19 protein-coding genes are annotated in these 25,309 nt (G+C 64.0%); 7 read left to right on the top strand and 12 right to left on the bottom strand.

Annotated elements, in window-relative coordinates; translation table 11 throughout:
• Positions 1–78: 78 nt before the first annotated feature.
• A complete protein-coding gene (locus tag U741_RS0106105) occupies positions 79–1,137 on the top strand; it encodes a 3-deoxy-7-phosphoheptulonate synthase (RefSeq protein WP_029889598.1) in 1,059 nt (352 codons plus the stop codon).
• Positions 1,138–1,199: 62 nt separating this feature from the next.
• On the opposite strand, the gene U741_RS0106110 is transcribed toward U741_RS0106105, so the two are convergent.
• The 3 genes from U741_RS0106110 to uvrA all read right to left on the bottom strand — a co-directional run bounded on the left by U741_RS0106110 (position 1,200) and on the right by uvrA (position 7,513).
• Entirely contained in the window at positions 1,200–2,381 is a 1,182-nt protein-coding gene (locus U741_RS0106110; protein WP_029889599.1) for an energy transducer TonB, read from the bottom strand.
• Positions 2,382–2,497: 116 nt separating this feature from the next.
• Positions 2,498–4,480, bottom strand: a complete 1,983-nt coding sequence (locus tag U741_RS0106120) for an SDR family oxidoreductase (RefSeq protein WP_029889600.1) — start codon at positions 4,478–4,480, stop codon at positions 2,498–2,500.
• Between the two features lie 153 nt (positions 4,481–4,633).
• Complete coding sequence (gene uvrA / locus U741_RS0106125; RefSeq protein WP_029889601.1) at positions 4,634–7,513, bottom strand: excinuclease ABC subunit UvrA; 2,880 nt, start codon at positions 7,511–7,513, stop codon at positions 4,634–4,636.
• Positions 7,514–7,653: 140 nt separating this feature from the next.
• Between uvrA and U741_RS0106130 the strand changes: the two genes are divergently transcribed.
• From U741_RS0106130 to U741_RS0106145, 4 genes are all read left to right on the top strand, one after another.
• The gene (locus U741_RS0106130) at positions 7,654–8,799 is read left to right on the top strand and encodes an MFS transporter (protein ID WP_161776142.1); all 1,146 of its coding nucleotides are present in this window, start codon (positions 7,654–7,656) and stop codon (positions 8,797–8,799) included.
• Between the two features lie 37 nt (positions 8,800–8,836).
• Positions 8,837–9,322, top strand: coding sequence for a single-stranded DNA-binding protein (gene ssb, locus U741_RS0106135; protein WP_029889603.1), 486 nt, complete (start codon positions 8,837–8,839; stop codon positions 9,320–9,322).
• Between the two features lie 127 nt (positions 9,323–9,449).
• Positions 9,450–11,381: a DUF4394 domain-containing protein gene (locus U741_RS0106140; RefSeq protein WP_152551510.1), complete on the top strand. Its 1,932-nt coding sequence runs from the start codon at positions 9,450–9,452 to the stop codon at positions 11,379–11,381.
• Between the two features lie 399 nt (positions 11,382–11,780).
• A complete protein-coding gene (locus tag U741_RS0106145; protein WP_161776144.1) occupies positions 11,781–13,325 on the top strand; it encodes a DUF4394 domain-containing protein in 1,545 nt (514 codons plus the stop codon).
• A 72-nt stretch (positions 13,326–13,397) separates the two neighbouring features.
• Here U741_RS0106145 and lptB read toward each other — a convergent pair whose 3' ends face one another.
• Genes lptB through U741_RS0106185 form a run of 8 tightly spaced genes read right to left on the bottom strand, consistent with a single transcriptional unit; the run spans position 13,398 to position 20,377 of the window.
• Entirely contained in the window at positions 13,398–14,132 is a 735-nt protein-coding gene (lptB, locus tag U741_RS0106150) for an LPS export ABC transporter ATP-binding protein (protein WP_029889606.1), read from the bottom strand.
• A complete protein-coding gene (gene lptA, locus U741_RS0106155; RefSeq protein WP_029889607.1) occupies positions 14,129–14,704 on the bottom strand; it encodes a lipopolysaccharide transport periplasmic protein LptA in 576 nt (191 codons plus the stop codon). The genes lptB and lptA overlap by 4 nt, the downstream gene beginning before the upstream one ends.
• 16 nt (positions 14,705–14,720) lie before the next feature.
• Positions 14,721–15,272, bottom strand: a complete 552-nt coding sequence (lptC, locus tag U741_RS0106160) for an LPS export ABC transporter periplasmic protein LptC (RefSeq protein ID WP_029889608.1) — start codon at positions 15,270–15,272, stop codon at positions 14,721–14,723.
• Positions 15,269–15,784 carry a KdsC family phosphatase gene (locus U741_RS0106165; protein WP_029889609.1) on the bottom strand — a complete coding sequence of 172 codons (516 nt, stop codon included), beginning with the start codon at positions 15,782–15,784 and terminating at the stop codon, positions 15,269–15,271. Before U741_RS0106165 ends, lptC begins: the two co-directional genes overlap by 4 nt.
• On the bottom strand, positions 15,781–16,752 hold the full coding sequence (locus U741_RS0106170; protein ID WP_029889610.1) for a KpsF/GutQ family sugar-phosphate isomerase: 972 nt from the start codon (positions 16,750–16,752) through the stop codon (positions 15,781–15,783). Before U741_RS0106170 ends, U741_RS0106165 begins: the two co-directional genes overlap by 4 nt.
• Positions 16,749–17,714: a calcium/sodium antiporter gene (locus U741_RS0106175; RefSeq protein WP_029889611.1), complete on the bottom strand. Its 966-nt coding sequence runs from the start codon at positions 17,712–17,714 to the stop codon at positions 16,749–16,751. Before U741_RS0106175 ends, U741_RS0106170 begins: the two co-directional genes overlap by 4 nt.
• Positions 17,715–17,774: 60 nt before the next feature.
• The gene (locus tag U741_RS0106180; protein ID WP_029889612.1) at positions 17,775–18,974 is read right to left on the bottom strand and encodes an RsmB/NOP family class I SAM-dependent RNA methyltransferase; all 1,200 of its coding nucleotides are present in this window, start codon (positions 18,972–18,974) and stop codon (positions 17,775–17,777) included.
• Positions 18,971–20,377 carry a cryptochrome/photolyase family protein gene (locus U741_RS0106185; RefSeq protein ID WP_029889613.1) on the bottom strand — a complete coding sequence of 469 codons (1,407 nt, stop codon included), beginning with the start codon at positions 20,375–20,377 and terminating at the stop codon, positions 18,971–18,973. The genes U741_RS0106180 and U741_RS0106185 overlap by 4 nt, the downstream gene beginning before the upstream one ends.
• 347 nt (positions 20,378–20,724) lie before the next feature.
• Between U741_RS0106185 and U741_RS0106190 the strand changes: the two genes are divergently transcribed.
• Positions 20,725–22,923, top strand: coding sequence for a TonB-dependent receptor plug domain-containing protein (locus tag U741_RS0106190; RefSeq protein WP_052378547.1), 2,199 nt, complete (start codon positions 20,725–20,727; stop codon positions 22,921–22,923).
• Positions 22,924–22,952: 29 nt separating this feature from the next.
• Entirely contained in the window at positions 22,953–24,341 is a 1,389-nt protein-coding gene (locus U741_RS0106195; protein WP_052378548.1) for a CehA/McbA family metallohydrolase domain-containing protein, read from the top strand.
• Here the strand turns inward: U741_RS0106195 and U741_RS0106200 are convergent.
• The gene (locus U741_RS0106200; RefSeq protein WP_052378549.1) at positions 24,338–25,246 is read right to left on the bottom strand and encodes a LysR substrate-binding domain-containing protein; all 909 of its coding nucleotides are present in this window, start codon (positions 25,244–25,246) and stop codon (positions 24,338–24,340) included. The genes U741_RS0106195 and U741_RS0106200 overlap by 4 nt on opposite strands.
• Positions 25,247–25,309: the final 63 nt, after the last annotated feature.

The following is a 25,309-nucleotide window of genomic DNA, read 5'->3' on the forward strand; positions in this document are numbered from 1 at the left end:
GGTAGCATCGCGCGCGCTTTTCAGGGTGCAGGGCCGTTTTGGCCGGCTTCCTCCAACCGATCAAATGCAGGTTTTTTCATGACGCTCGCCACACAAAACACACGCATCGCTTCGGTGCATCCGGTTTCCACGCCTGACCAGGTGCAGCGCGAGCTGCCGTTGTCCGATGTCGCCACCGCCACGACGGTGGCGGCGCGTTCGGCAATCCAGGACATCCTTGCCGGTCGCGATGACCGGCTGTTGGTGGTGGTCGGGCCGTGCTCGATTCACGACCCCGACGCCGCGCTGGAATACGCCGGCTTGCTGGCGCAGGCCAAGCAGCGGCTCGCCAAGGATCTGCTGATTGTGATGCGCGTGTATTTCGAGAAGCCGCGCACCACAGTGGGTTGGAAGGGGCTGATCAACGATCCCAACCTTGATGACAGCTTTGCCATCGACAAAGGCCTTCGCACCGCCCGGCAACTGCTGCTGACCCTCAACGAGCAGGGCATGCCGGCGGGTGTGGAATACCTCGACATCCTCACGCCGCAATTCATCTCGGATCTGGTGAGCTGGGGTGCGATCGGCGCGCGCACCACCGAAAGCCAGCTGCATCGCGAAATGGCGTCGGGACTGTCGTGCCCGGTGGGCTTCAAGAACGGCACCGATGGCAGCGTCAAGGTCGCGGTTGACGCCGTGGTGTCGGCGCAGTCTTCGCACCGCTTTCTGTCGATGAACACCACCGGCCAGTTGGCGATCTTTGAAACCGCGGGCAACCCGCATGCGCACGTGATTCTGCGCGGCGGCAGCCAGGGGCCCAATTTCGATGCCGGCAGCGTCGACGCCGCTTGCGAGGCCTTGGAAAAGTCGGGCCTGCCGCCGCAGGTGATGATCGACTTCAGCCACGCCAACAGTTCCAAGCAGTTCAAGCGTCAGGCCGTGGTCGGTCACGATGTGGCCACCCAGATCGAAGGCGGCGACCGGCGCATCATCGGCGTGATGATCGAGTCACACCTCAAGGAAGGTCGGCAGGACAATGTGCCGGGCACCCCGCTGACCTATGGCCAGAGCATCACCGATGCGTGTCTTGCCTGGAGCGACACCCTGCCGGTGTTGGAGCAGCTGGCGATGGCGGTGGCCGCGCGGCGCAAGGCCTGAGTCAGCGGTATCGGTTAAACGAGAGCGGCCCCTTCGGGGGCCGTTTTCGTTTGTGACACCGGTCAGCGGTAGACCTGCACCGGGAAGCTCAATTCGAGGGTTTCCTGCGGCATGTCCGGCGCCAGTTGCGGCACGGGCGAGGCGTCGAGCAGCACCTTTTCGGCGCGGCGGTCGAGTTCAGCAACGCCGCTGCTGCGCGCCACCCTCGCGTCGAGCACGCGGCCCTGGCGGTCAATCCAGAAGCGCACCACCAGCGTCAATTTCGGACCGGCGCGAATCGCCTCGGCCAGCGCCCGCTGGTTGGCCGCGAACAGGTGTGCGGTCATCCGCGAGAAGAAGGCATTGCTGTTGGGCGTGAATGCGCCCGGGCCGCGGTCGGGTCTGCCGCCTTCGCCCAGCATCAGGCTGGGTGGCGGCGTTGCCCTTGCCGGCGGTTGCGGCGGGGCAAGGTCGGGCCAGAGTGGTGGCAGGGTGGCGTCCGGTTGCGGCGGCGCGGGTTCGGGCGGGACGACACGCGTCGGCTGCGGGGTCACGACCGGGGGCGGGGTGACCGGCGGTGCGGCAGTGGGCAGGGTCGTCGCCAGGGGCTCAGGCCCGGCGGGGGTCACGGCTGGGCTGGGCCTTGTCGTCGGGCGGGCGGCGGGGCGTGGCGTTGCGGTTGGTGTTGCGCGGACCCTTTCACGTGGTGGGGGCGTGACCGTCGCTGCGGGCCGGGCCCGCTCGGCCGGTGGTGGCGCGCTGGCAAGCCCGGTCGGCGCGTCACTGACCCGGGCTGGCGGCGCATCGGGCTCGCCCAGGGTCACGTCGCCGAGCATCGGTGCCAGGCGTAGCTGAGCGCCGGCCAAGCTGACTTCGGCAATGAACTCGGCCGGGGCTTGGGCCAATGCAGTCAGGGCGTCGGCGTCGCGCTCGCCCGAGGCTTCTGCCTCGGCGGCCGCGTCACCCAGTTGGCTGAACCGATCGCTCCCCAGCGGCTTGCCGGCGGGGCGGTCAAAGCGCGGTGATGGCGCCGCAGCGTCAATCGACCCCAGCGACCATTCGAGGTCCATCGGGCCCGACGGCAGGGTGACGGCAATGAATGGGCGGTCGATCTCAAGGTCACCTGGCCGCGGCCCTTCGGGGCTTGGCGTGGCGGGTGAGTCGGGCCACAACGTCAGCCAGGGCAGCCACCACGCGAGCAGGCCCAAGTGCAGCGCGGCGGCGACCAGCGCCGCAAGGGCTGCGCGCAGGCGCTCGTCGATCATGACCGGCAGGCAACTGCCGCGTGGCCGAGCCTCATCATCCAGCCGACGATGCCTGGCATCAGCGCGTGCATCGCATCAAGGCGCCGGGCGGCGCCGACCATAATGAGGCCGCAGGCTCAGAAGTATTCCCCCTTGAACAGGTTGGCGAAGACCACCTGTTGCAGGGTCGGCTTGTCCGACTCGCCGCCACTTTTCTTGCCTTTGGCCGACGACGACGACGGGAACAGGTTGAAGCCCTTGTTGAGGACGTAGTCGTTCATCTTCGGCCACACCGCGTAGCTGATGGCCGCTGCGGTGCCCAGCGGCGTGGCGACGCTTTTTGGCCGTCCGACGATGGCTTTGACCACCACATCGGCGGCGTGGTCCGGGCTCCAGGTGGGCACGTAATCGTAGATCTTGGTGGGCGCGATCATCGGCGTGCGCACCAGCGGCATGTAGATGGCGGTGATTTCGATGTTCTTGTGCTTGACCTCGGCGGCCAGCGAACGCGAGAAGGCATCGAGCGCCGCCTTGGAGGCGACATAAGCCGAAAACCGTGCCGCATTGGCGAGCACGCCGATGGAACTGATGTTGATCACATGCCCGCTCTGGCGCTTGGCCATGCTCGGCAAGAAGTTGAGGATCATGCGAATCGCGCCGAAGTAATTCAGCTGCATGGTCCGCTCGAAGTCGTGGAAGCGGTCGGTGGATTCGATCACCGCACGGCGGATCGACCGGCCGGCATTGTTGACCAGCACGTCGACATGCCCGAAATCTTCGAGAATCTGCTGGGCGCAGCGGTCGATGGCGTTCATGTCGTTGAGGTCGCAGGGATACACGTGCGCCTCACCGCCGGACTTTTCGATGATGTACTGCGTCTGCTCCAGTTTCTCGCGGGTGCGCGCCACCAACACCACCTTGGCGCCGGCGCCGCCGAGCTTCTTGGCGACGTTGAAGCCGATGCCGCTGGACGCGCCGGTGACAATCACCACTTTTCCGGCGAGGGTTTTCAGCGCGCCCTTGGGCAGGGTGATGTCGAGATCAAGGAACAGTTCCCAGAACTCCCAGAGCGCCTGCGCGTAGTCGCGGAAGTCAGGGCAGCTGACGCCGCTGCCACGCAGCGCCTTGCGGGTCTGCTGGTCGTCGAACACGGCCTCGTTGCGGACATAGCTGATGGTCGACAGCGGCGCCCCCAGCGCTTTTGACAACATCTTTTCGATGTTGCCGGGCACACGCTTGGTGGCTTCATCGGCCAACTTCAGCAGGCCGGACGGGATGTCCAGCTTGGTGGTGATTTCCGGACCATGCGCGGCCTTGAGCAGGGTCTGCAGCAGGTCGCCGACGGTCGGCGCGTCGGACTGCACCAGGTGAAAACACTGGCCATCACCGGCTTTGGCCAAGCCAATGACCTTGAGCGCCTTGGCGACGTAATCGACCGGCACGATCGGCACCCGCCCGCCTTCGATGCCGATCAGCGGAATCCATTTCGGTAGACCGAAACTGATCTTCTGCACGCTCTTGAAGAAGTAGTAAGGCCCGTCGATCTTGTCCATCTCGCCGGTTTCGGAATGTCCGACGACGATGCCTGGCCGGTAGATGCGGTACGGCACGGCGCATTCGTTGCGGACGATGGCCTCGCTCTCGAACTTGCTGCGGTAATACGGATGGTCGACGTTCTGGCCCTCGTCGAACATCTTTTCGGTAAAGCGCCCCGAGAAGCTGGCGCCCGCCACCGCAATGCTCGAGACGTGGTGCAGCCGCACTTCGCCGCCCAGTGCTTTGACGAAGGCGAGCACGTTGCGCGTGCCTTCGATGTTGATGCGGTTGGCGGTGTCATCACTCATGCCCATGTCGTAGACGGCGGCGAGGTGAAACACGTGCTGCACGTTGCCGACCAGCTTTTTCAGGCTGGCGGCGCTGACCACGTCGGCTTGGGTGACGTCACCCGCCAGCCGTTGCAGCTTGCCGGGCAGGCTGGCGAAGCGACTTTTCAGCGCTTCGAACTTGGCCTCTGACCCGTCGCGCACCAGCGCGTGAACGGTCACGCCCTCGTCCTGCAGCAGTTGCTCGATCAGAAATTTGCCGATGAAACCCGTCGCCCCGGTGACCACGTAGTTCATGTCTGCTCTCCAAGACGCGGCCGTGACCATGCGTCGTCAGTGTCGATTGATGCACTCCGGGCAGTCTGCCCCCCGGGCTGAGTGTAAGCCCGGCCCGAGGGCGGCGAAACCGGCGGAAAGACCCCAGCCGTTGGCGGCGCGGCCAAGCCCGCCTCAGGCCGCTTTGCGGCGCGGCTTGAGCAGCGGTGCGAGAAACTGTCCGGTGTACGAGCGCTTCACCAGTGCAACCTGCTCGGGTGTGCCGCTGGCAACGATCTCGCCGCCGCCGCTACCGCCTTCGGGACCCAGATCGATGACCCAGTCGGCACGCTTGATGACGTCGAGGTTGTGCTCGATGATCACCACGGTGTTGCCGTGATCACGCAGTCGCTCCAGCACCTTGATCAACTGCGCGACGTCGTGGAAGTGCAGGCCGGTGGTGGGCTCGTCGAGGATGTAGAGCGTGCGGCCGGTGTCGCGCTTGGACAGTTCTTTGGCCAGCTTGACGCGCTGTGCTTCGCCGCCCGACAGCGTGGTCGCGTTTTGGCCCAGGGTGATGTAACTCAGGCCCACGTCCATCAGGGTGGCGAGTTTGCGGTGCAGTGCTGGCACGGCCTTGAAGAATTCGGTGGCCTCTTCGACGGTCATGGCCAGCACCTGGTCGACGGTCTTGCCGCGATAGGTGATCTCCAGCGTCTCGCGGTTGTAGCGGCGGCCGTGGCAGGTGTCGCAGGTGACGTAGATGTCGGGCAGAAAGTGCATCTCGACCTTGATCACGCCATCGCCCTGGCAGCTTTCGCAGCGCCCGCCACGGACGTTGAAGCTGAAGCGCCCCGGCGTGTAACCGCGGGCACGCGATTCCGGCACTGCCGCGAACAAATCACGAATCGGCCCGAACAGCCCGGTGTAGGTGGCCGGGTTGGAGCGCGGCGTGCGGCCGATGGGCGACTGGTCAATGTCAATCACCTTGTCGAGCAGCTCCAGCCCGTCGATACCGTCGCAGGGCGCGGCGAAGGTGGAGGCGCGGTTCAGATCCCGCGCTGCCTGGGCGTAGAGCGTGTCGTTGATCAGCGTCGACTTGCCCGAGCCCGACACGCCGGTGACGCAGGTCATCAGCCCCACCGGAATTTCGGCGGTCACGCCCCTGAGGTTGTTGCCGCGCGCGTTGCGGATGCGTACCTGCGCCTCGGCATTCCAGCGGGTGCGCTGCGTGGGCACGGCAATGGCCTCGCGTCCCGACAGGTAGGCACCGGTGATGGAGTCAGGGTGATTGGCGACGACCTCGGGCTTGCCCTGGGCAATGATGTGACCACCGTGAATGCCGGCGCCGGGACCGATGTCGACCACATGGTCGGCGTGGCGAATGGCATCTTCATCGTGCTCGACGACGATCACCGTATTGCCCAGATCGCGCAGCCGGAACAGCGTTTGCAGCAGGCGCGCGTTGTCGCGCTGGTGCAGGCCGATGCTGGGCTCGTCGAGCACGTACATCACCCCCACCAGCCCGGCGCCGATCTGGCTGGCGAGGCGAATGCGTTGCGCTTCGCCGCCCGACAGGGTTTCGGCGCTGCGCGCGAGGGTCAGATAATCGAGCCCGACGTTGTTCAAGAAGCCAAGACGCTCGCGGATTTCCTTGAGGATTTTGTCGGCGATCTCGCCCTTGTGGCCGGGCAGCGCCAGTTGAGTGAAAAAGGTTTCGGCGTCGCGCACCGACAGCGTGGTCAGTGACGGCAAATTGCGCTCTGCGACGAAGACGTTGCGTGCCGCCCGGTTCAAACGCTGGCCGCTGCAATCGGGGCAGGCTTTTTCCGACAGATAGCGCGCCAGTTCCTCGCGCACCGCGTCGGAGTCGGTCTCGCGATAGCGCCGTTCCAGGTTGGGAATGATACCTTCGAATTTGTGGGTTGACACCCGCAGCCGGCCGCGCTCGTCGGGATATTCGAACTTGAGCTTCTCGCTGCCGCTGCCGTAGAGCACCACCTGCTGATGCGCCTCGCTGAGACGGTTGAAGGGCTGCTCCACATCAATGCCGTAGTGCGCTGCCAGCGACTGGATGAAGTGCCAGTAATACGGGTTGCGCCGGTCCCAGCTGCGGATGGCGCCGTCGGCGAGTGACAGCTCGGGGTGGGCCACCACGCGCGCTGCATCGAAGACTTGCATCTGGCCCAGACCGTCACAGCTTTGGCAGGCGCCGGCCGGTGCGTTGAACGAGAACAGCCGGGGTTCGAGTTCGTTGAGCGCGTAGCCGCAGTGCGGGCAGCTCATGCGCGCCGAGAAGGTCATGGTGCTCCCCTCTCCAGCTTGCGGGGGAGAGGGCCGTGCCGAAGGCGCGGAATCGCCACCATGCGGGATGACGCTTGCCAGGCCATCGGACAGGCGCAGTGCGGTTTCAAAACTTTCGGTGAGGCGCTGCTTGAGGTCGTCGCGCACCTTGAAGCGGTCCACCACCACGTCGATGTTGTGTTTCTTCTTGCGATCCAGGGTGGGCACGTCGTCAAGCTCGTACACCGTGCCGTCAACACGCACCCGCACGAAGCCCTGGGCACGGGCCTGCTCGAACCACTCGGCGTGCTCGCCCTTGCGGTCGCGGACCACCGGAGCCAGCAGCAGCCACGCCGAGCCGTCGCTTCGCGCCATGACGGTGTCGACCATCTGCGCGACGCTTTGCGCCTCCAGCGTCACGCCGTGATCGGGACATTGTGCGGTGCCGACGCGGGCAAAGAGCAGGCGCAGGTAGTCGTAGATTTCGGTGACCGTCCCCACCGTCGAGCGCGGGTTGTGGCTGGTCGATTTTTGCTCGATGGAGATTGCCGGCGACAGCCCTTCGATGCTGTCGACGTCGGGCTTTTCCATCATCGACAGAAACTGGCGCGCGTAGGACGACAGTGACTCGACATAGCGCCGCTGGCCCTCGGCATACAGCGTGTCGAAGGCGAGACTGGACTTGCCTGAGCCGGACAGGCCAGTGATCACCACCAACTGATTGCGTGGCAGATCGAGTGAGACATTTTTGAGGTTGTGCGTGCGGGCACCACGGACGCGCAGGAAGTCCATCAGGGCAAGGCTCTAGGGGCAAACCCGGTACTATACGGAAGCGCTCAGCGCCACCGTCTTATCTCTTACATTGAGCCCCCTGCTTCTTGGACGCCCGCGCCGCCGCCTCACCCCGAATGACGCCCCTGGAGCGCCGCACCGTGGCGGTTCTCGCGCTGGTTTACGCGCTGCGCATGGTCGGCATGTTCATGGTGTTGCCAGTGCTCGCGCTACACGCCCGCGATTTCAGCGTGCCGGCCACCGCCCTGCAGATTGGCCTTGCCATCGGCATCTATGGCTTGGCGCAGGCGGCCCTGCAAATGCCGCTGGGCTGGCTGTCGGACCGCATCGGCCGCAGGCCGGTGGTGGTCATTGGGCTACTGGTGTTTGCCTTTGGCAGCTTCATCGCCGGTAGTGCCGACACGGTCGAGGGCTTGTTGTTCGGCCGTCTGGTGCAGGGTCTGGGCGCGGTGTCGGCTGCGGTGTCGGCGTGGCTGGCCGATGCGACCCGTGCTGAAGTGCGCACCACCGCGATGGCGATTCTCGGCGCCGGCATGGGGGTCGCCTTCATTCTCGCGCTGGCGTTGGGGCCGGTGGTGGCCGGATTCATCGGCGTGGACGGCATCTTCTGGATGACGGGCTTGGCAGCGCTGCTGGCCCTGCCACTGGTGATCATGGCGGTTCCCGTCGTGCCCCTGGGCGCACCGGCCAAAGGGGGCTTGGCCAAAGTTTGGCGGGACCCTGAGTTGATGCGCTTCAACGGCGGCATTTTCCTGCTGCACGGCACCATGGCCATGCTCTTCATCGCGCTGCCGCTGGTGCTGGTCGACCAACTTGAACTGGCCCAAGCCCAACATTGGCAGGTGTACCTGCCGGTCTTGATGCTGTCGATCATTCCGGTGTTCCCGCTGATTCGCTGGGCCGAGCGCGAAGGGCGAATCCGCACCGTGTTCGTCGCGGCCGTGGCGACGCTGGTCGCGACGCTGAGCGTGCTGGCGCTGGGGCATGACGTTTTCTGGGCGGTCATTGGCGGCCTGTTGTTGTTCTTCATTGCCTTCAATTTCCTAGAGGGTGCACTGCCGTCGCTCATCTCCCGACAGGCGCCGGTGGCCTTCAAAGGGGCTGCCCTGGGCGTCTACGCCAGCAGCCAGTTCCTGGGCGGATTTGTCGGCGGCGTGTTGGGCGGCTTCGCGCTGGGGTGGGGCGGCGCGGCCGCGGTGTTTGCCGGGGCCGCTGCCCTGCCGCTACTCTGGTTGGGCTTCGCGCGGGGCATGCGCGGGCCTGACAAACCGTCCCGCAGCACTTGACGCAATTATTCTGAATGCTGAAACAAGAGGTCTACACATGGCACGTGGCGTAAACAAAGTGATATTGATCGGCAATCTGGGCAAGGATCCAGAAGTGCGCTATTTCCCCAGCGGTGATGCGGTGGCCAATGCCACGCTGGCCACCACCGAAAACTGGAAAGACAAGCAAACCGGCGAAGCGCGCGAAGCCACTGAATGGCACAACCTGACGTTTCCCGGAAAGCTCGGCGAGATTGCCGGCAAATATCTGCGCAAAGGTTCCAAGGTGTACGTCGAAGGCAGCCTGCGCACCCGCAAATGGCAGGACAAGGAAGGCCGCGACCGCTACACCACTGAAATTCGCGTCGGCGATATGCAGATGCTCGATGGCAAACCCGGTGGCGGCACCGCGTCGATGGATGACGACAGCAACTACGGCGCACCCGCCCGCAGCGCCGCGCCGGCTGCCAGGGCAAACGCTCCCTCACGCGCAGCGCCGCCGGCGCCCGAAGGCGCCTTTGAAGATGACGACATTCCCTTCTAGCGAACCCTTAAGTTGAGCAGTTGAAGAAGCAACCAAAAAGCCCCGTTCCTGCGGGGAATAGCGCAATTTTTCATCGAACCGTGTAAAAAGTCGGGAACTTATGTCAGAAACACTCAGGGGATCTACCATGCTGAAACAGTTGAGCGCGACGCGGGGCTTGCCTGCGTTTTTATTTGCAGCGGGGGTGCTTACGCTTTCCGCATGCTCGTCCAGTAATGACAGCCGAGTCATTGACGATACGGGGCAACCTCCGACTCCGACCGCTTCGGCTTCACCGAGCCCTTCCGTGTCACCTAGCCCGTCGGTCTCGCCGAGCCCCTCTGTGTCGCCTAGTCCGACGGTCCCTGCGTCTCCGAGTCCGTCCGTCTCACCGAGTCCTTCAGTCACTCCAACCCCCACCCTGGTGCCCATGGTTTATGGCATCCGTGGCGATGACGAACTGGTTCGTTTTTCACCGTCGAGCCCTGGCTCGGTGCTCTCACTTGGGTCGTTTCCGACGGTTGCAGGTGACACGATTGTCGGCCTCGACCGCCGGCCGGATGACGATCAGCTATATGCCGTCAGCCGCCTAGGCAGTGTTTTCCTTGCCGAGATAGTGGGCTCTGCCAACCCCAGCCTGATGGCGACCGAGATTCAGCCAATCATGGGCCCCGGCACGACGCTGCCTGCCACCGGGCGCATCGGCACCGACTTCAACCCGGCCGCCAACGCCCTGCGGGTCATCGCTGATGACGGGGCCAACCTTCGCATCCCCACTGGCGCGCTGACCATCCCTGAAATGGTGCCGCCGATCGACACAATTGTTGACGGCAACATGGGTTACAAGAAGGGTGTAACGGCGGCGGCGTACTCGAACCCGCACCCCGACTTTGAGCCCGAGATGGGCGAGCCTGCAACGCAGTTGTTCGTCATCGATAGCGAAGACGATTTTCTTTACTTGCAAAATGCGAACGAAGGTGAGTTGAGCTTCGTTGCCGAGCTCAATGTGAATGTCTCCTCGGTCAACGGTTACGATATTTTCCAAGGCGGTGTCGATGACCCCAACGAACATTTTGTGGTCACCGCGTCGGGCGTCAACACGCTGCTTTACCTGCTCGATCCCGAAACCGGTGTGATGACGCTGACGACAACGCTGGAAGGCGTGAATGAGGCCCGCGGACTCGTGGTCATCGAAAATGCGCCGCCGACCGCCCCGATTGCGCCGCCGCTGCGTGCCTTGGTGCTCGACAGCTCGGGCGACGAGGATGTCATCAAGAGCTTTGCGTTCAACCGCCAGCCTTTCGAACTCACCGGCACACCGGTCACGACCCTGACTGTCAGTGGATTGATGCCGGGCGAGCGTTTGGTCGGTATTGATTCGCGCACTACCTCGCGTGACGGAAACCGTGTGGACACCGTCTACGCGGTGACTTCGCAAGATCGGGTCGTGGCGTTGGACGACGTTTCGGGTGACGTTCTGGCGGTGGCCGATGCCGCGCCGCTTTCGACTGCACTAAACGGCAATGCCTTTGCTGTGGACTTCAATCCTGCCGTCGACCTGCTTCGCATCCTGAGTGATGAGGGTCAAAACCTGCGGGTCAATCTCGATGTGGGCCGTGAGCTCCAGGGCGAAGCGCGTGCGCGTGGCTTTGCGTTTGTCGACCGTACAACCCGCATCGTTCTGCCTGATGAGGGCGACGGCGCGACGCCGAAGCTGGGGCCGCAGATCGTGGCCACCGCTTATCGGGCCGCGCCGGTCGACGGCTCGTTCCAGTTTGCCATTGATGCCGAGAACAGCACATTGGCCCGAGTCGTTGTGCCCAATGACGGCGCACTGGAAGTGGTTGGGCCGCTCGGTAGCGGTCTCACATTGCCGAGAAATGGCATGGCAGTGCTTGAGCAAAGTCTGGACATTGCCGGTCCAGACGACAGCCTCGCTCTGGCCGCACTGCGTCTTGCCGAGGAAAACCGGTCGGCGCTTTACTCAGTCAATCTCGAGACTGGCGCCGTGACGCTGCTAGGAACGATCGGTGCCTCAGGATCTGATCCGGTCGGGTCGATCACGGTGCGCTTCGAGTAACGTTTTGCTCTGAAGCGTACGTGGTATCTGAAAGCCGACGGTACTTCACCGTCGGCTTTTTTTGTGCCCTGAGGATGTCTGGTGTCGAGCTGATGGCGTGGTGCATCTTCACCAGAAGCGATTTGTGCATCCGGGATTGTTCCGGCCCCGTTACAGCTAGTTAAGTTGCACAAGCGGTAGCTGATCAGCAGCACTCATCCAAAAACGGAGTACGACATGAAATTGAGTGATTCAACCGGCCCTGGAAAATTCATCTCACGACCGAAAGTGGGCATCCTTGGCGCCTCGATCCTGACTCTGGCCGCGCTGGCCGCTTGTTCAAGCGACAATAGCCGTTCTCCGCTGGTACCGGTGGACTTCGACGGTCAGGGGGTATTCGGTATACGTGGGTCCGCTGAGTTGATCCGGTTCAGTGTCGAAGCCCCTGAGACGGTTGAGTCGCTGGGAACGGTCAGTAGTCTGGGGACGGGTGAGTCGATAGTCGGTCTCGACTTCCGGCCCGCAGATGGCAACCTGCATGCGCTCACCAGCGCCGGACGTTCGCTGCTGATTGACCCAGAGACCGCCATGGCCACCGAGCTCCAGGCGATCATGGGCGACGGCACGATGCTCACCGCGAACCGAATCGGCGTCGACTTCAATCCCGCTGCCAACGCCCTTCGTATCATCGGAGATGACGGCAAGAATCTGCGGGTGCCCACGGCGGCGCTCGTCAATCCGCCATCAATGGACGTGAGTACGCTGGTTGATGGCTTGATGGGTTATCGCCAAGGTGTGACGGCTGCGGCGTACACGAACGCAGAGGTCGATCTCGACGGTACGGTGCTTTACGTCATCGATACTGAGAATGATCGCCTTTACACCCAGGACGCCAACCTCGGGCCGATGACGGTGGTGGGCGACTTGGGGGTCGATGCCACCGGCGCCAACGGTTACGACATCTACTACTCGGCGGCCGACATGGTGAACGAGCATTACGCGGCGCTGACGGTGGATGGCGAAAGTGGCCTCTACACCATCGACCCCGCCACCGGTGAGGCAAGTCTGCTGGGCGCGCTGCGCGGGGACAACTACGTCGCGGTTGTCGTGTCACGAGATGCTGACAGCCCTGCTGCGCAGCGCGAAGTGGCGGCCGTGGCGTCGGGTGCGACTGCCGACACGCTGGAGCCTTACACGCTGACCCTGGGATCCACGCCGGCGCTGGTCGACAGCGGTGAATCGCTGACCTTCAACGGCCTCATGGAGAGCGAGCGCCTTGTCGGCTTGGATATCCGCACGACATCGCTGGAAGTAGGTAAGGACACCGGCTACGCGTTGACCAGCGAGAGCCGGGTGGTTGCAGTGACCGACAGTGAGACAGACCCGACGGTTCTCGATCTGACCGAGGCCGTGACCCTGTCTGTGCCGCTCAACGGCAGTGAGTTCGGCGTCGACTTCAACCCCCGCGCTGATCTGCTGCGCATCGTGAGCGATACGGCGCAAAACCTGCGTGTGAACTTGCAAGCCGACCGTGTGCTCGCTGAAGAAGCGCGTGCCGCAGGCTTCGCCTTTGTCGACGGAACGCCGAGGGTGACCTCCACTGCGCCGCAGGTGGTGGCCACCGCCTATCGTGCGAGCAATCCCGGCATGGGCAATTTCCAGTACGCGCTGGACGCGCGCGACAGCTCACTGGCACGGGTTGCGGTGCCCAATGATGGTGCGCTGGTGCGCGTTGGTGCGCTGGGCGTCAGCTTGCCGCCCAACGGCGAAGACGCCGCCGAGCAGAGCCTCGACATTGCCACTTCGGGCGGTACCGAGTTGGGTCTCGCCGCGTTGCAGACGTCGGGTGCCGCGTTGTCGACGCTCTACGTTGTCGACCTCGAAACTGGCGCGGCGACTGCCGTGGGTCCCATCGGGGACGAGGGTGTTGTGAGTGCAATCACCGTTGAGATCGTGACGCCGTAGCTTTGTGATGCAAGGTCGCAGAAAAAGGTCAGCCCTCGGGCTGGCCTTTTTTGTGGACGCCACCGCTGACGGTCAGAGCCGAAACTGCTCGCCGAGATACACCTTGCGAACCGTCTCGTTACTCAATAGCGCATCGGGTACGCCCTCGGCGATCACCCTTCCTTCGGCAAGGATGTACGCGCGCTCGCACAGCGACAGTGTTTCACGCACGTTGTGGTCGGTGATCAACACGCCGATACCGCGGTCGCGCAGGTGGTGGACGATGTTCTGTATGTCGCCCACCGCGATAGGGTCGACGCCCGCAAACGGCTCGTCCAGCAGAATGAAGCGTGGGTTGGCGGCCAGCGCCCGGGCGATCTCGGCGCGGCGGCGCTCACCGCCCGACAGCGCTTGCCCCTGGGCATCGCGAATATGGTCGATGTGCAGCTCGCCGAGTAACCGGTCGAGCTCTTTCTGACGCGCGGCGCCGTCAAGATCGGCGCGGGTTTCGAGAATTGCCAGCACGTTGTCCTGCACCGACATCGACCGAAAAATGCTGGCCTCTTGTGGCAGGTAGCCAATGCCGCGACGGGCCCGCGCGTGCATCGGCATCTTCGTCAGGTTTTCGCCGTCGAGAACGATCTCACCCTCGTCGGCGGGCACCAAGCCCACGACCATGTAGAACGATGTGGTCTTGCCGGCACCATTCGGGCCGAGCAAGCCAACGATTTCACCGGCGCGGACTTCGATGGACACGTCATGCACCACGGTGCGCTGCTTGTAGCGCTTGACCAAATTACGCGCCGCGAGGACTGATGCCTCCGTCATGGCGTCGACTCCGGCGCAGGCGCGTCGTCCGCTTCGGTCTCGGCGGGTTCCGGTACAGGGTCGTCGTCCATGGCGTCGTCGCCATCGCGCAGGCGGCTGTTGTCGATGATGATACGAACCTGGTCGTCGTCATCGGCTGCGCGCCGCGCCTGCACCTGTCGTGCGGTCACGTTGTAGCGAATGGTCCGTCCCTCGACGCGGTCCTTGCCGCGGTCCAGGCGGGCGTCGCCGGTCAGCTCGATCCACTGGCTGGCGGCGTCGTAGGTGAGTTGTTGGGCCTGTGCCGAGACGCGGCCGTCGATGCGGGCATCATCCTGATCGAGGCGGGCCGGTTGGCCATCCACCCGCACGAAGATGCCGTCGGCACGCTGTTCGAGTTGCAGTTGATCGCCGACCAAGGTGAAGCCTTCGGCGGTCATTTTGACGTTGCCGCGATAGTCCATGCGCTGCTCGTCGTTCCAGTCCACCTCATCGGCGGTGACGGTGATGGGCCCGGTCAAGGTCGGCGGCGCGCCCTGGGCCTGCGCGCCCGGCGCGAAGGCGGCCAACAGCAACAGGGCTGCCGCCGGCAACCCCCTGTCTTTCGCCCTAGCCCTGAGGTTCAGTGAAACGCACATTGACATCTCCTCGTAACCGAACCGAGCGGCCGGCCCAATCGCCCTCGAAACCCTGGGCGCGCGCTTCCGAGCCACGGTCGATCCAGGTCACGGCCTCGTCACTGGACAGCTGCTCTTGATCTCTGTCGACCCAGACGGTCACCGCTTCAAGCGTGGCGGGCGCGGCGCCATTGCGCTGCAGCGTGCCGGTGACCGGCGCGTCGAGCCGCAAGCGCGCGTCCTCACTGGCCTGGTGGCCGGATGGCGACTGCAATGACCACACATCATCGCCGCCCAGTTGATCAATGCGCAGTGCTTTGAGCCGCTTCTCGCCACCCGAAAAACCCTGCAGTTGGTCAGCCGAGGCCGACATGGCGACGTCGCCATCGGTGTCGAAGCGCTGCCACGTCGCGCCCTCAGCGACGTACTGCGGCGAACTTCCGACGCGTCTTTCAGCGTCGCCTGTCTCTTGATCGCCGGGCAGGTTGCGCAGGATCAGCAGTCCCACGGCGAGTGCTGCGATCAATTGCAGGGCACGAATCATGGTGTGGCCTTTGCCGCCAACAGCAGGTCGATGACGTCGCGCACGGCCCCGCGTCCGCCATCATGGGTGCTGACGAAATGCGCTGCCTTGCGTGCGGCATCGTGGGCATCCGCCGGCGCGCAGGCCAGACCGACGTGCTCGAACAATGCGACGTCCGGCAGGTCATCGCCCACGTGCGCGCACTCGACGTCACTGAGACCCAGCCGGTCGCGAATATCGCGGTATGCGGGCAGCTTGTCTTCGCGGTCCAGCACGATGTTCTGCACCCCGAGGAATTGCAGGCGCGTCCGCATCGACTCGGACGGTCGGCCTGAGATCACGGCGATCTGGTAACCCGCCTTCAGCCACAGGCGGATGCCGTAACCGTCGCGCACATAGTTGCTTTTGGTCTCTTCAAAGTTGGGGCCGATGTACAGGTTGCCGTCGGTCAGCACGCCATCGATGTCCAGAAACAGGCATTTGATTTTCGCCGCACGGGTCATCAGGTCCGGGCTGGTCTTGACTGAGGTCATACCACCCCTGCACGCAGTAATTCGTGCATGTGCACGATGCCGGCCAGATGTTGCCGCGCGTCGAGCACCAGCAGCGCCATGACCTTGTGCTGCTCCATTTTCGCGACCGCTTCAGCCGCCAACGCATTGGCGTCAATGGATTTGCCGCCCGGCGTCATGACCTCGCGGATGGTCAGGGTTCGCAGGTCACGGTCCAGATCAAGGACTCTGCGCAGGTCACCGTCGGTGAACAAACCGGTCACCGTTTCGTCCCTGTTTTGGACCACGACCATGCCCAGACCTTTTTGTGTCATGACCATCAGCGCATCGCGCAGCGGCACGTCGGCGGTCACGACCGGCAGGCGGTCGCCGTGGTGCATCACGTCGGCCACTTTGAGCAGCAATCGGCGCCCCAACGCGCCGCCCGGATGCGACATTGCAAAGTCTTCAGGCTTGAACCCGCGCGCGTCCAGTAGCGCCACGGCCAGCGCGTCACCCATCGCCAGGGTCGCGGTGGTCGAGGCGGTGGGTGCCAAATTGAGGGGGCAGGCTTCCATCGCCACCGACACGTCGAGGTGCACGTCTGCCGTATTGGCCAGGGTCGAGCCGGGTTTGCCGGTCATCGCCACCAGCGGCACCTGCATGCGCTTGAACAGCGGCAGCAGGGTGACGATTTCAGCCGTTTCGCCGGAGTTGCTCATCGCCAGCACCACGTCATCGCGGGTGATCATGCCCAGGTCGCCGTGGCTGGCTTCACCGGGATGCACGAAGAACGCCGGGGTGCCGGTCGAGGCCAGGGTGGCGGCAATCTTGCAGCCGATGTGGCCGCTTTTGCCCATGCCGGTCACGACCACGCGACCCTTGCAGGCCAGCAGGATGTCGCAGGCTCGGGCGAAGGCAGGATCGATGCGGTCAATCAAGGCATTCAGCGCGTCGCGCTCGATTTCGAGTGCGCGACGGCCCAAGGCCACCAACGAGGCATCGCTCATGTGGAAGTGCTCGTCATGATCAGGTAGGCGGTATACACAATGTAGGACGTTATGAGCACACCCCCTTCCACGCGATTAACGCGCGGCTGCCGGTTGCCGAATCCCCAGGCAAAGAGGAACAACAGTAGCGTGACACCGATCATCACCGGCAGGTCGCGGCCGACCATGCCGTCGGGCACGAGACCGGGCGCGATCCACGCCGGCGCCTGCATGATCGCCAGCAGATTGAACAGGTTTGAGCCGAGGATATTGCCCAGTGCGATGTCGTTTTCGCCTTTCATGATGCCGGCGACGCTGGCCGCAAGTTCCGGCAGGCTGGTGCCGATGGCGACCACGGTGAGCCCGATCACCAGGTCGGACACGCCAAATTGAGCGGCGATCTGCGTCGCGCCCCAGACCAGCGACTGCGAACTGACGACCAGCAGCAGCAGGCCGATCACGATCCACAGCGTCGCTTTGCCGGTGGGCAGTTTGTCGGGAATGGCATCGCCTTCGATCACCATCGGCGCTTCGCCGCGCTTGGCGCTGTAGACCATCCATGACAGAAAGCCGATGAGCCCGACGAGCAGCATCGCGCCGTCACGATAGGTCAGCCAGCCATCGAGACACATCAGATACACCGCGATGCTGACGCCCAGCACCATGGGAATCTCGACCTTGAGCACGCCGCGTTGAACGGTAAACGGCTTGAGCAGCGCCACCGCACCGAGAATCAGCGCCGTGTTGGCCAGGTTCGAGCCGATGGCGTTGCCCATCGAGATGCCGGGGCTGCCCTGGAAGGCGGCAATGATCGACACCACCAGCTCGGGCGCCGAGGTGCCGAAACCGACAATCACCATGCCGACGATCAGCGGCGAGATGCCCATGGTGCGCGCCAGTCCGGCGCTGCCGTAGATGAAGCGGTCGGCAGACCAGACCAGCAAAGCCAAACCCACGATCACGGCGGCCCAGGACAGGAGCATGAACAGTCAATGTTGAAGACGGATGCGCATTGTAGGCGGCGACGGCGCCAGACTTCGGTTTCAGTTTTGGCGTCGCCAACCCGCCGCGAAGAAGCCGTCGGTCTGGTGCCGGTGTGGCCACAGCCTGAGTTGCACTGCGTCGCCGCCCTCGGGCAATTTCAGTGGGCAGGGACTGAAGTCGGGGTGGACATCGGCAAAGGCCGCCACCACCGCTTCGTTCTCGGCCATCAGCACGCTGCAGGTGGCGTAGACCAACCAGCCGCCGGGCGCCACGAAGCGCGCGGCACCGGCCAGCACTTGGCCTTGCAGTTCGACCAACGCGGCGAGATCGGGTGTGTCGAGTCGTCGTTCCGGCGCGCGTCGCAGGCTGCCAGTGCCCGAACACGGCGCATCGACCAGCACGCCGTCAAACCGCCTTTCGCGCTCGGGCGGGAAGGGCAGCACCTGAATCATCGCGCCCGCGTGCTCGGCGCGGGGCATCAGTCTTTTCAGTCGCGCCGCATCAAAGTCGGTTGCGGCGACTGAACCGCCCTCGTCTAGCAGCGCGGCCATGGCCAGCGCTTTGCCGCCCGCGCCGGCGCAGTAATCGAGCACCGATTCATGCGCCTGCAGCGGCAGACAGTGAACCAGCCACTGGCTGCCCTCGTCCTGCGGCGTAATGGCGCCGCTGCGCAGCAGTGGGTCGCCATTGGGCAGGCGCCGGGACAGGCGAACCCCGTCGGGTGACCACGGCGTGGGCGCGGCGTCAATGCTGCGCGCCGCAAGGTCGGCCAGTACGGCATCGCGCGTTGCCAGCAAGCGGTTCACACGAAAGTCCACGGTGCCCGGCTGGTTGAGCGCCGCCGCCGCCGCCCGCCATTCCGCCTCGGGCAAGGTGCGGGCGAAATCAGTCGCCATGACCTCGGGTAGGTTGGCGCGGATGGACCAGGGCTCGGCGGCGGTCTCGACCAACTTGGTGAGCAGCGCGGCCGAATCGTCAATGCCCAAATGTTCCAACGTGGCAGCGTCGCACTCGAAATGGTCGTGCAACACCGCGCCAATCAGCGCGTTGGGGTTTTGGCCGAGCCGCGCGGTCAGCCGCCGCCAGTCGCGCAAGACGCCGTAGATCAGGGCGCTGAGATGGGCACGGTCGCGGCCACCCATCTGTTTGTGGGCGCGAAAGTGCGCGGCAAGAATGGCGTCGGCCGGAGTCTCGCGGGCCATCACCGTGCCGAGCAGGGCGATGGCCTGCCGTACCTGCGTGGGGTGGGGCGCCTTCATCCCTTGATCGCGGCGTAGGCGGTCAAGGCGCGTTCGCGACCCACCTTCAAATCGATAATGGGGCGGTAGTCGGCCGGCGGCACTGCCGCGGTCCACGGCGCGTGGAGGGCCTTGGGCGGCAGCGAGCTGACTTCTGGCACCCAGCGTTTCAGGTAGACGCCATCGGCATCGAATTTCTCACTCTGCAACTGCGGGTTGAAGACGCGAAAGTAAGGTGCCGCATCGGCGCCGCAGCCGGCAGCCCACTGCCAGCCCAGGGTGTTGCTGGCCAGACTGGCATCGACCAGCGTGTCCCAGAACCAGCGCGCGCCCTCTTGCCAGGGAATCAGTAAGTGCTTGGTGAGCAGGCTGGCGACAATCATCCGCACGCGGTTGTGCATCCAGCCGGTGGTCCACAGCTCGCGCATGCCGGCATCGACGATGGGAATACCGGTGTGGCCGCGCTGCCAGGCGCGCAGGTCGTCGGCGTAGTCGTCGGGTTTGCGCCACGGAAAGCGGCCGAACTTGTCCTGGTAGAGCGCCTGATCCGGCGTCTGCGGGAAGTGATAAAGCAGGTGATGGGCAAACTCGCGCCAGCCAAGTTCGCGGATGAAGTGAATGGCCTGGGCACTCACCGGCCCCTGCCGACGTATCGCCGCGAGCGCCTGCTGCGGGCTGATTTCACCAAAGTGCAGGTGCGGTGACAGGCTTGACGTACCCGCTTCGGCGGGCAGGTCGCGGCGGGCCTTGTATTGGTTCACCGGCCCTTCGGCAAACTCGACAAGCCGGTCCAGCGCACCGGCCTCGCCCGGCGTCCAGCGCTCGGGGAACGCCGCCGCCCACGGCAGCGTCGGCAACAGGTCCAGGTCATCAAGCGTCAGCGACGTGATCGATGCGCCGCCCCAGTCGCCCTTGGGAATGGCCGATGGGTCGCGTGCGTCTTGCAGACGCGGTTCGCCGTTGCGCCAGAACGGTGAGAACACCTTGTACGGATTGTCGGACTGGGTCTGCAGCGCCCAGGGCTCGAACAACAGCGCGCTATTGTGGCTTTGCGCGGCAATGCCCTCGGCCTTCAGCGCCGACTTGATGGCGGCGTCACGTTCGCGTAGGGCCGGTTCGTAAAGCCGATTCCAATACACCGCTTGAGCGCCGGTTTCATTGATCAGCCCACGCAGCGTCGCCAGACTCTCGCCGCGCCGGATGATCAGCCGTCCGCCGCGCTCGGCGATGGCCTTCTCAAGTGCGGCAAGGCTGTGATGCCGCCACCAGTCGCTGGCCCCGCCCGGTTGCCACGGCGCTTCCTCGTCCGGGGCGTGCACATACACCGCAATCACCCGCTCAGCCGACCGCATGGCGGCCACCAACGCAGGGTTGTCGTGCAGGCGAAAGTCGCGGCGAAACCAGATGAGGGCGGTGTGTGACATCAGCCAAGGCTCGAACAGGGGCCAACGACTATAGAGAGCGCCAGCGCTTGTGACCACGCGCCGAGTCGTCGGCGACCGATCCACTCGGGCGTCATTACATTGCCTTTTTCAATGGATCGATGCCCGATGCCGATGGTATTCGAAGCTTCACTGAACTGAAGCGGTTCCGAAATCACCCCCGATCAGCATGGCCACCGTTCTCCGGCGCGGCAGTGCGGCCATTCAGTCGCCCTGCGCCGGGTCATCCGAGATGGCTCATTCAACACAGGGGATTGATGGTGAAAACGACTATGACGTGGACGCGTGTGCGTCCGGCAATTCTGGGCCGTGCCATAGGGTGCTGCCTGATGCTCCCACTGGGATATTCGGTCGCGTCCAGTGAGGACCGCGCGGCGGCTGATGCGGCCATCGCCGACATCGACCAGATGTTTGTCCAGGCGCCTGCACCCACCGCCACAGCGGCGCCAACGGCGCCGACCCGCACCGAAGCAGAACGCCAGGACACCATTGAAGTACTCGGGCAGAAGCGCAGCAGCGAAATCGCGCTGGAGCAGGTGCAGTTCGGCAACCAGGTGCAGACGGTCACCGCCGAAGAAATTGCCGGCGGCGGTTACACCAACTTCGCCGAAATCTCCCAAGGCCTGATCAAGGGCGCCAACATTGGCTACTCACCCGATGAGGGCGAATACACCATCCGGCTCGACGGCGGGGGTGATCGCGATACGCTGGTCACCCTCGACGGCATGCCGCTGTACGACCGGGGCCCGGGCGTCGAGGACATCTGGGGCGCCACGCTTATCGACCCGCACATGATCGAAACGGTCGAGGTCTTTCGCGGCGGGCAGAGCCTGTATTTCGGCTCGAATGCCGGCATCGGTCTGGTCAACGTGGTCACCAAAAAGCCCGACGGCACGACCAAGGGCGAGTTTGGCATCAGCTACGGCAGCTTCGACACCCGCGACATCTGGGGCAATTACACCTTTCCAGTGAACGACTCGGGCACCCATGCGCTGATGTTCTACGGCAGCCGGCAGGGTTCGGAAGGCCCTCAACTGTTCTCGAGAGAATCACAGACCGACAACCACCTTGCGACCGGTGGCATCACCGACTTCACCACCTCGCGTGACAGCACCGGCATGAAATATCTGTGGCTGATCGACGACCGCAGCAGCCTCAATGCCGACCTGATTTATGTGGAGTCGTTTTTTCAAGACACTTTTCCCAACACCACGATTTACGGCCCGACACGGGTGCGAATGCCCGCGTTTAACCTGCAGTACGACCGCGACTGGAATGGTCCCGTCAGCACGGACGTGAACATTTCGTACCGGCGGCCGACGCTGTTCAACACCAAGTTCGTGCCGCAGGTGTGCCGTGACCCGGCAGGGTGTCCACAGCCCAGCAACCCGGACAATGTCGTGGCATTTGGCGATGCCACCGGCAACCTCGAACCGCAGGTCAGCCGCGGTATTGGTGATGAGTCGATTCGCGGTGGCTTTGAAGAACTGGTGGTCACGGTGCTCAACCGCATCCGCTTCAGCGAATCCATCGCGCTGGTGGCTGGCGTGCAGTCAACCAATTACCGCGACGTGTCCGATGCCCGCGTCACCATCGACGACGATGTGGTTTCGAGTAACGCGCTGATTGCCGACCTGCAGCTCAACCCCAGTTTCAGCCCGGGCACGTCGGTGTCGGTCGCCGTGCGGTTTGAAAACGAAGCGTCATTCGGCAACGAAACGCTGGGCAAATTTGGCCTGCGGCACACCATGGGCAACGGCTTTTACCTGCGCGCCAACGGTGGCACCTCGTTCAGCCTGCCGCGCACCAACGAGCTGTTCTTCGACAGCGAGACGGTGATCGGCAACCCGGATCTGAAACCGGAAAAAACCGAAACCCTGAACTTCGGTGGCGGCTTCGAGCGCGAGCTCAACGGTCGGGTGCTGGCACTGGATATCGGCGGCTTCATGACCGATGTCAAAGACCGGATCGAGACGACCCAGGGGTTGACCCCCAACACCCGGTTCAACAATGACGCGGTCACCGAAATTCGCGGTTGGGTGGTCGACGCCCAGTATCAGTTCAACGACAACTGGTCGGCGTCGGCCAGCTATACCCGCACCGATGCAGAGCTTGAAGGCAGCAACCGTCAGATCAACGCCACGCCGGTCTCGGTGGCCACCGGCACCCTGCGCTACCGAAGCGACTCGGATCGCTGGCACGTCACCTTGCTACCGCGTCTGCAGGGTGATGAATTCATCCAGGCCCCGGCGGTTAGTGGCCTGCCCGATCTCAACTACGGCGACTGGTTCGCGGTCGACGGCAGCGTGCAGTACTGGCTGGGCAACGACCGCCAGCACCGCCTGCAGCTGCGCGTCGCCAACTTGCTCGACGAGGAATACGGCCAGCGCGGCGCCTTTGGCAACCAGTTCTACGGCTCGGCCTTCATTCGCGGCGAGTTCACCAACCAGGACCCCGAGTACTTCTACCCCTATGTCTTCCAGGCCAAGAAGCGCAGCTTTTTCGTGACCTACAGCACCACGTTCTGATCGGCACCCGGACGCCACAGGAGAACCTCATGAAACGGACTCAAACGCTCATCGCGCTCGCCTTGCTCTGCCCCACGCTGCTTTGGGCGCACGGCAGCCACACACCGCCAGCCACCGGGACGGCACCCGGTTTGTACTTCAAGGAAATTCGCGGCAATTACCACGCCGGCGAGGCGCGCTGGTGGAAGGGCAACACCCACACCCACACGTGGTGGAGCGACGGCGACAGCCCGCCCGAAAACGTCGCCGCGTGGTATCGCGAAAATGGCTACCAGTTTCTGGTGCTCAGCGATCACAACCGGATGCAGGAACACGCAATCGCGCGCGGCACCCTGGCGCTGCATTACACGCAGTGGTACCCAATTGAAGACGACACCCGACGCGATGCGCTGGCGATCTACCGTGAACGCTTTGGTGACGACTGGGTCCAGACCCGCACCACCGAGGCCGGTGTCACTGAGGTGCGGCTGAAGACGCTGGATGAGTTTCGTCACCTGTTCGAGGCGCCGGGCGAGTTTGCCTTTGTCAAAGGCGAAGAAATCACCGACCGCTTCGAGTCACACCCCTTCCACATGAATGCGGTCAACAACCAGGATCTGATCGAACCCCGCGGCGGCAACACGCCCACCGAGGTCATGCAGAACAACCTCAACGCGGTGCTCGACCAAGGCGTGCGCCACGGCCGCGAGGTGCTGGCGCACATCAACCACCCCAACTTCCGCTACGCCATCACGGTCGAAGACATCCTGCCGCTGCGTTACCGGACGGGCGAGGGTTACTTCGAGCTTTACAACGGTCACCACGGCGTCGAGAACTACGGTGACGCGCACCGCATGGGGCTGGAAAAAATGTGGGATGTGCTGCTCGCCAAACGGATCGCTGAAGGTGATGGAGCGCTGATGTACGGCATCGCCAACGACGATGCGCATTCCTTCACCCGCTGGTCGGTGGGGGGCGACTCCAACCCCGGTCGCGGTTGGGTGATGGTGCGCGCCAAGCGTCTGACGCCCGATTCACTGGTTGCGGCGATGAAGCGCGGGGACTTTTATGCCAGCACTGGCGTCACCCTGGCGACGTTGCAGCAGGGCGCCAACCGGCTGTCTTTGAGCGTCGAGCCAGAAGACGGTGTCGAGTACGTGATCGAGTTCATCGGCACCCGGGACGGCGCTGACCTTGAGGGCCGTGAGGTTCGCGATTTGCCCGGCGACATGGTCGGCCGCGCGTTGCTGCGCTACAGCGACGACATCGGCGTGGTGCTCAAGACGGTGCGCGGCACCGAGGCTGAATACGTCGCCAAGGGCAATGAGCTGTACGTGCGAGCGCGGGTGCGCTCCAGCCAGCCGCATCCCCATCCGTTCCGCGAAGGCGACACCGAAATGGCTTGGACCCAGCCCCTCAAGGTTCAGGCCAAACGTTAATCGTCAGCGGCCCCTGCTGCGCCGCTGCGCGTCGCCAGTTCGGCGCGCAGCGGTGCCAGCAAATCCAGAAACGACATCACCAGGCGCGACTTCATGCGCTCGCGCAGACAGATCACATGGGCATGGCTGTAAGCATTGAAATCAGCGATATCGAGCGGTCGCAGCCGTGCGTCGGGGATGTAGGCGATGTCACTGACCACGCCCAACCCGATGCCGCAGGCCACCGCTTCGCGCACCGATTCACGACTGCCGATTTCCATCACCGGCTTGATGCGGATGCCCGCTTCGCGCAAGCGGGCATTGAAGATTTTCTGCGTCGTCGAGCCGGATTCGCGCACCACCATGGCCTGGCCTTCCAGATCGGCAAAGCGCAGCGCGCGGCCCACCAGCGGGTGATCGCGATGCGCAAATACGCGCAGCGCCTGGCGGCGAAACGGAATGCTTTCGACACGCTCATCCTGCACGTCGTGTACCAGCACGCCGATGTCGACGTGGTAATCGAGGATGCGCTCGACCACCTGCGAGGAGTCGCCGACGCTCAGGGTTACGAAGATGCCGGGATAGCGGTTCTGGAACGCAGCCAGCATGCGCATCACGTTGTACGGTCCCACCGCGCCAATGCGCAGATGACCGCGCTGCACCCCGTGCGCGTCGCTCAGCAGTTCCCGGGCCTCGTCCTCCAACTCGAAAAGCCGGTTGGTCATGACCAGCAGCGTCTCGGCGAACTCGGTCAGCACCAGCCGGCGGCCCACCTGCACGAACAACTGCACGCCAAACTGCTTTTCCAGCGCGCTGACGTGCGACGACACCGTGGGTTGACTCACCCCCATGGCCTGCGCTGCCGCCGTGCTGCCGCCGCAACGGGCGGTGTAGTGAAACGCCCGAAGGCCGGTAAGAAAGCGCATGACAACTTTGGTCCGCCTCGACGAGTGCGGCGACTAGACCAGAGCTGTTTGTCGTCTTCATGA

Origin of the sequence: Polycyclovorans algicola TG408 (assembly GCF_000711245.1) — a bacterium.
GTDB lineage: Bacteria > Pseudomonadota > Gammaproteobacteria > Nevskiales > Nevskiaceae > Polycyclovorans > Polycyclovorans algicola.

Excerpts from the sequence above, each read along its gene's own strand:
- U741_RS0106105 (WP_029889598.1), top strand. The coding sequence starts at position 79 with ATGACGCTCGCCACACAAAACACACGCATCGCTTCGGTGCATCCGGTT.
- U741_RS0106110 (WP_029889599.1), bottom strand. The coding sequence starts at position 2,381 with ATGATCGACGAGCGCCTGCGCGCAGCCCTTGCGGCGCTGGTCGCCGCC.
- U741_RS0106120 (WP_029889600.1), bottom strand. The coding sequence starts at position 4,480 with ATGAACTACGTGGTCACCGGGGCGACGGGTTTCATCGGCAAATTTCTG.
- uvrA (WP_029889601.1), bottom strand. The coding sequence starts at position 7,513 with ATGGACTTCCTGCGCGTCCGTGGTGCCCGCACGCACAACCTCAAAAAT.
- ssb (WP_029889603.1), top strand. The coding sequence starts at position 8,837 with ATGGCACGTGGCGTAAACAAAGTGATATTGATCGGCAATCTGGGCAAG.
- U741_RS0106140 (WP_152551510.1), top strand. The coding sequence starts at position 9,450 with ATGCTGAAACAGTTGAGCGCGACGCGGGGCTTGCCTGCGTTTTTATTT.
- lptB (WP_029889606.1), bottom strand. The coding sequence starts at position 14,132 with ATGACGGAGGCATCAGTCCTCGCGGCGCGTAATTTGGTCAAGCGCTAC.
- lptC (WP_029889608.1), bottom strand. The coding sequence starts at position 15,272 with ATGATTCGTGCCCTGCAATTGATCGCAGCACTCGCCGTGGGACTGCTG.
- U741_RS0106165 (WP_029889609.1), bottom strand. The coding sequence starts at position 15,784 with ATGACCTCAGTCAAGACCAGCCCGGACCTGATGACCCGTGCGGCGAAA.
- U741_RS0106170 (WP_029889610.1), bottom strand. The coding sequence starts at position 16,752 with ATGAGCGATGCCTCGTTGGTGGCCTTGGGCCGTCGCGCACTCGAAATC.
- U741_RS0106175 (WP_029889611.1), bottom strand. The coding sequence starts at position 17,714 with ATGCTCCTGTCCTGGGCCGCCGTGATCGTGGGTTTGGCTTTGCTGGTC.
- U741_RS0106180 (WP_029889612.1), bottom strand. The coding sequence starts at position 18,974 with ATGAAGGCGCCCCACCCCACGCAGGTACGGCAGGCCATCGCCCTGCTC.
- U741_RS0106185 (WP_029889613.1), bottom strand. The coding sequence starts at position 20,377 with ATGTCACACACCGCCCTCATCTGGTTTCGCCGCGACTTTCGCCTGCAC.
- U741_RS0106190 (WP_052378547.1), top strand. The coding sequence starts at position 20,725 with ATGCTCCCACTGGGATATTCGGTCGCGTCCAGTGAGGACCGCGCGGCG.
- U741_RS0106195 (WP_052378548.1), top strand. The coding sequence starts at position 22,953 with ATGAAACGGACTCAAACGCTCATCGCGCTCGCCTTGCTCTGCCCCACG.
- U741_RS0106200 (WP_052378549.1), bottom strand. The coding sequence starts at position 25,246 with ATGCGCTTTCTTACCGGCCTTCGGGCGTTTCACTACACCGCCCGTTGC.